Source organism: Streptomyces sp. NPDC056222, from assembly GCF_042264065.1.
Classification (GTDB): Bacteria; Actinomycetota; Actinomycetes; order Streptomycetales; family Streptomycetaceae; genus Streptomyces.
On sequence record NZ_JBHJTL010000181.1, the window covers coordinates 1 to 5,274 of the forward strand.

The window sequence follows — 5,274 nt, forward strand, 5'->3', positions numbered from 1 at the left end:
CCTCGAACGTAACCCTTTAACCGTTTCGCGCACCCCTGAAACGTGCGGATGGATGGCTGCGCACCCTTGACAGCGGGGTGTTCGGTTGCCGACACATCGGGCCGGGTCCGGCGGATTGTGTTGCTGCGGAGCGGTGACACGCCATAGAGTCGCCAACCGTCGGCATGGTGCCACGCTGACCTATCGATAAATGTTCCTGGTCACATCCAAGGAGGTAAGACGACTTGTGAATGAGTCGACATTTACTCCCGGGGGCGGACAGCCAGGAATCCCTGTCGGCTCCGTCGCTGTCCGTACCTTCGCGACCAACGCGACGCATCAGCCCATGACGACAGCCCACACGATGAAGATGATGGACGGCCTACACGTGAACGCCACGGCCGGCAACGAGAGTGGCCGAGAGTCCACCCACTTCGCCGCCTACGACGAGGTGCCCGAGGGGCACTTCTACGACCCTGACGCCGAGTACGAGCCCGACCCGGAGTACGCGGCCACCCTCGCACCCGACGCTGCCCGTCAGCGCCGCGAGCGGATCGGCCCGACCGGACGGCCCCTGCCGTACTTCCCGATCCCGGGTCCGCTGACCGATCACGGACCCGCGAAGATCATCGCGATGTGCAACCAGAAGGGCGGCGTCGGCAAGACCACGTCGACCATCAACCTGGGTGCCGCGCTCGCGGAGTACGGACGGCGGGTGCTGCTCGTCGACTTCGACCCGCAGGGAGCCCTGTCGGTCGGACTCGGTGTGAACCCCATGGAGCTCGACCTCACCGTCTACAACCTGCTCATGGAGCGGGGCATGTCGGCGGACGAGGTGCTGCTCAAGACCGCAGTGCCCAACATGGACCTGCTGCCGAGCAACATCGACCTCTCGGCCGCCGAGGTGCAGTTGGTCAGCGAGGTGGCGCGCGAGTCGACGCTGCAGCGCGCCCTGAAGCCGCTGATGAACGACTACGACTACATCGTGATCGACTGTCAGCCCTCGCTCGGCCTGCTGACCGTGAACGCCCTGACGGCGGCTCACAAGGTCATCGTGCCGCTGGAATGCGAGTTCTTCGCGCTGCGCGGTGTGGCCCTGCTGACCGAGACGATCGAGAAGGTCCAGGAGCGGCTCAACCCGGAGCTGGAGCTCGACGGCATCCTCGCCACGATGTACGACTCCCGTACGGTGCACAGCCGCGAGGTGCTGGCGCGCGTGGTCGAGGCCTTCGACGACCACGTCTACCACACCGTCATCGGCCGTACCGTGCGCTTCCCGGAGACCACCGTCGCCGGTGAGCCGATCACGACGTACGCGTCGAACTCGGTGGGTGCCGCCGCCTATCGTCAGCTCGCCAGGGAGGTGCTCGCCCGGTGTCACGCCGAGTGAGTCTGCCCGGCGCCGACGAACTGTTCCGTACGACCGGGGGGATGGCGCTGCAGTCCTCCTCGCCCCGTGGCCGGGTACCGGCTCCGGCGGGCGAGAGCGACACGGAGGCGGCGGAGGGATCCGGCTCGGCGTCGGCGTCCGCCGCTCCTGCCGGCTCAGCCCCGGGCTCCGCTTCCGCCGAGCACTCGGCGGCGGAGCCCGCGGAGCAGGGGGAGCCCCGGGCCCGCACGGCGGAGCCCGCGCCGGCGCGCCGCCGCGGGCGGTCGCCGAACCGGCGGCCGAGCGGGCGTGAGCGGCACGACGAGAAGATCACGGTCTACGTCTCCGCCGAGGAGCTGATGGACCTGGAGCACGCGCGTCTGGTGCTCCGTGGCGAGCACGGGCTCGCCGTGGACCGGGGCCGGATCGTCCGCGAGGCGGTCGCGGTGGTCCTGGCGGACCTGGAGTCCCGCGGCGACGCGAGCATCCTCGTGCGCCGCCTGCGCGGTCGCTGACGATAGCCTGCGGGCTGCCGCGCCCCCGCTCCTCCCTGGACCCCGATGCCCCCGCCCCCCGACGAAACGTCCCGCCCAGCCCGCCGCCGCGCCCTGGGACGCGGCCCGGGGACCCCTCGAACGGCCCCCGCGGCCCCCGAGGCCGCCCAGCGGTCCGTACCGGCCGTCACTCCGGAGGCGGAGCCCCAGCCCGCCCCTGCCGGGGCCTCCACGGCCCCTGAGGCCGGATCCGGGGCGGACACCGCCCGGCAGGTCGCCTCCGCCACCGCAGGGGCGGCAGCCCCACCCGCGGCCGACGCGGCCGAGGGGAAGCGTCCGGGTGACGGCCCCCAGGCCCCGGCCGCCGAAACCGACCCGGGCTCGTCGCTCTCCGAGGGCGAGAGTGGCCTCGGGGCCGTGTCCGCGTCCGCCGGCCCGGACACCGTTCGGCAGCCCGGTTCCGGCCCCGGCGGCACCGACCCGGGCTCGTCGGCCCTCGTGGGCGACGGCGGCCTCCGGGACGCGGGTGCTGTCGTCGAGGCGGTCGTCACGGCGTCCGAGGCGACCGCACCGGTCGTCGATCCCGCCGGGTCCGCCGGCGCCCGGCGGAGTGTCGCGGTCCCGGGCGGCGAAGCGGACATCCTGCGTGGCCTCGGGAGCGATGCCCCGGCCGGCGCCGGCGACTCCGTCGTGGATCCCGCCGAGACGCGCCCAGGCGACGGCGCGGCGGCCCCGGAACCCGTGGCCGCGCCCCCGCGGGACGGGGGTGACGACGGGCGGTTCACCGTGCGGTTGGCGAACTTCGAGGGGCCCTTCGACCTGCTGCTCCAGCTGATCTCCAAGCACAAGCTCGACGTCACCGAGGTAGCCCTCTCCAAGGTCACCGACGAGTTCATGGCGCACATCCGCGCCATGGGGCCCGACTGGGACCTCGACCAGACGACCGAGTTCCTCGTCGTCGCCGCCACGCTGCTCGATCTGAAGGCCGCCCGGCTGCTGCCCGCCGCCGAGGTCGAGGACGAGGCCGATCTCGCGCTCCTGGAGGCGCGTGACCTGCTCTTCGCCCGGCTCCTGCAGTACCGCGCGTACAAACAGATCGCCACGATCTTCGAGGACCGCTGGGAGACCGAGGGCCGGCGCTATCCCCGGACCGTCGGTCTGGAGGCGCACCACGCCGAGCTGCTCCCCGAGGTCGTCATCTCCATCGGCGCCGAGGGCTTCGCCAAGCTCGCCGTGAAGGCCATGCAGCCCAGGGCCAAGCCGCAGGTGTACGTCGACCACATCCACGCCCCCCTGGTCAGCGTCCGCGAGCAGGCCGGCATCGTCGTGGCCCTGCTGCGCGAGCGCGGCAGCGTCAGCTTCCGGGAGCTCGCCGACGGTGCCGACGACACCCTCACCGTCGTCGCCCGCTTCCTCGCCCTCCTGGAGCTCTACCGGGAGAAGGCCGTCGCCCTCGACCAGGAGGACGCCCTCGGCGAGCTCACCGTCACCTGGACGGGCGGGGACCAGGAGACCCACGTCACCGACGAGTTCGATCACGAAGTGGAGGAGAAGGCATGAGCGACCTCAAGCCCGCCCTCGAAGCCGTCCTCATGGTCGTCGACGAGCCGGCCACCGAGGCCCATCTCGCCAAGGTCCTGGAGCGGAGCCCGCGCGAGGTCGCCGACGCCCTGCGCGAGCTGGCCGACGAGTACACCGCCCAGGGCCGCGGCTTCGAGCTGCGCCTCGTCGCAGGCGGCTGGCGTTTCTACACCCGCGCGGAGTTCGCCCCGGCCGTCGAGGCGTTCGTCCTCGACGGGCAGCAGGCCCGTCTCACCCAGGCGGCCCTGGAGACCCTCGCCGTCGTCGCGTACCGCCAGCCGGTCAGCCGATCCCGGGTCTCCGCGGTCCGCGGAGTGAACTGCGACGGTGTCATGCGCACCCTCCTCCAGCGCGGTCTCGTGGAGGAGGCGGGCGCGGAACCCGAAACAGGTGCGATCCTGTACAGGACGACGAACTACTTCCTGGAGCGAATGGGCCTGCGCGGCCTGGACGAGCTCCCGGAGCTCGCGCCCTTCCTCCCCGAGGCGGACGCGATCGAGGCGGAGACGCTGGAAGGGGTCCCGTCGTTCGATCCGGATGCACCGGATCGTGAGGACGACGACGACAAGACGGAAGTTTGATGCGAAGCAGCAACGGCAGGAACAGCGGAAACAACGGCGGGAGCCGTGGTGGCCAGAGCGGCGGCCGTGGCGGCAGCAGTGGCGGCGGAGGCCGTGGCGGCAGCGGTGGAGGCGGCGGCTACCGGGGCTCCGGTGGCGGCGGTGGCCGCGACGACCAGAAGCGCGGCGGCAACCCGCGCAGGCCTCGCCCCGAGGAGCGCTCCTACGACGTGAGCGGCCCGTCCGAGGGCCCCAAGAAGGGTCGCGGCTCCGCGGCCCGCGGAGGCGCCAAGGGCGGCCCCAAGACCCCCCAGGGCGGCACCCCGCCCCGTCGCGGCCCGCACGGGCAGCGGCAGACCCCTGCCCGCTCGCGCGAGCTCGACGCCAAGATCGAGCAGCGCAACCGGGACCGGTACGCGGACCGGCCGGAGATCAAGACCCCGAAGACCTTCCCGGGCGCGGAGCAGGAGGGCGAGCGGCTGCAGAAGGTGCTCGCCCGCGCCGGCATGGGCTCGCGCCGCGCCTGCGAGGAGCTCATCGAGCAGGCCCGCGTCGAGGTCAACGGCGAGATCGTCCTCGAGCAGGGCAAGCGCGTGGACCCGGAGAAGGACGAGATCAAGGTCGACGGCCTGACCGTCGCGACCCAGTCGTACCTCTTCTTCGCGCTGAACAAGCCGGCCGGTGTCGTCTCCACGATGGAGGACCCCGACGGCCGCCAGTGCCTCGGTGACTACGTCACCAACCGCGAGACCCGGCTCTTCCACGTCGGCCGCCTCGACACCGAGACCGAGGGCATCATCCTCCTCACCAACCACGGTGAGCTGGCCCACCGCCTCACGCACCCGAAGTACGGCGTGAAGAAGACCTACCTGGCCGCCATCACCGGTCCGCTTCCCCGCGAGGTCGGCAAGGTGCTCAAGGAGGGCATCCAGCTGGAGGACGGCTACGCCCGCGCCGACCACTTCCGTGTGGTCGAGCAGGTCGGCAAGAACTACCTGGTCGAGGTCACGCTGCACGAGGGCCGCAAGCACATCGTGCGCCGGATGCTCGCCGAGGCGGGCTTCCCGGTCGAGAAGCTCGTGCGCACCGCCTTCGGCCCGATCGGGCTCGGCGACCAGAAGTCCGGCTGGCTGCGCCGGCTGACCAACACCGAGGTCGGCATGCTGATGAAGGAAGTCGGCATGTAGTCCCGCCCCGACGCTCCACGAAGAAGCCCGTGACCGCCCGACGGCGGTCACGGGCGTCTTAGCGTGGGCGGGGTAAGTACGCTGTGTCATATACACAACAGAAG

The 5,274-nt window shown here is 71.6% G+C and carries 5 protein-coding genes; all 5 read left to right on the top strand.

Annotated features, from left to right (window positions below; translation table 11 throughout):
• Window positions 1-325 precede the first annotated feature (325 nt).
• The 5 genes from ACFC0D_RS38010 to ACFC0D_RS38030 are packed head-to-tail and all read left to right on the top strand — an operon-like array spanning window position 326 to window position 5,170.
• Window positions 326-1,369, top strand: a complete 1,044-nt coding sequence (locus ACFC0D_RS38010) for a ParA family protein (protein ID WP_229818740.1) — start codon at window positions 326-328, stop codon at window positions 1,367-1,369.
• Window positions 1,366-1,863, top strand: coding sequence for a hypothetical protein (locus ACFC0D_RS38015; RefSeq protein WP_376446564.1), 498 nt, complete (start codon window positions 1,366-1,368; stop codon window positions 1,861-1,863). Before ACFC0D_RS38010 ends, ACFC0D_RS38015 begins: the two co-directional genes overlap by 4 nt.
• Window positions 1,864-1,908: 45 nt before the next feature.
• Window positions 1,909-3,402, top strand: coding sequence for a segregation/condensation protein A (locus tag ACFC0D_RS38020; protein ID WP_376446556.1), 1,494 nt, complete (start codon window positions 1,909-1,911; stop codon window positions 3,400-3,402).
• The gene (gene scpB / locus ACFC0D_RS38025) at window positions 3,399-4,004 is read left to right on the top strand and encodes an SMC-Scp complex subunit ScpB (RefSeq protein ID WP_376446558.1); all 606 of its coding nucleotides are present in this window, start codon (window positions 3,399-3,401) and stop codon (window positions 4,002-4,004) included. The genes ACFC0D_RS38020 and scpB overlap by 4 nt, the downstream gene beginning before the upstream one ends.
• Window positions 4,004-5,170 (top strand): pseudouridine synthase, encoded by a 1,167-nt coding sequence (locus tag ACFC0D_RS38030; RefSeq protein WP_376446561.1) that lies wholly within the window; start codon window positions 4,004-4,006, stop codon window positions 5,168-5,170. The genes scpB and ACFC0D_RS38030 overlap by 1 nt, the downstream gene beginning before the upstream one ends.
• The last annotated feature ends 104 nt before the right edge of the window (window positions 5,171-5,274 follow it).

Coding starts and splice junctions, on each gene's coding strand:
- ACFC0D_RS38010 (WP_229818740.1), top strand. CDS start 326: ATGACGACAGCCCACACGATGAAGATGATGGACGGCCTACACGTGAAC.
- ACFC0D_RS38020 (WP_376446556.1), top strand. CDS start 1,909: ATGCCCCCGCCCCCCGACGAAACGTCCCGCCCAGCCCGCCGCCGCGCC.
- scpB (WP_376446558.1), top strand. CDS start 3,399: ATGAGCGACCTCAAGCCCGCCCTCGAAGCCGTCCTCATGGTCGTCGAC.
- ACFC0D_RS38030 (WP_376446561.1), top strand. CDS start 4,004: ATGCGAAGCAGCAACGGCAGGAACAGCGGAAACAACGGCGGGAGCCGT.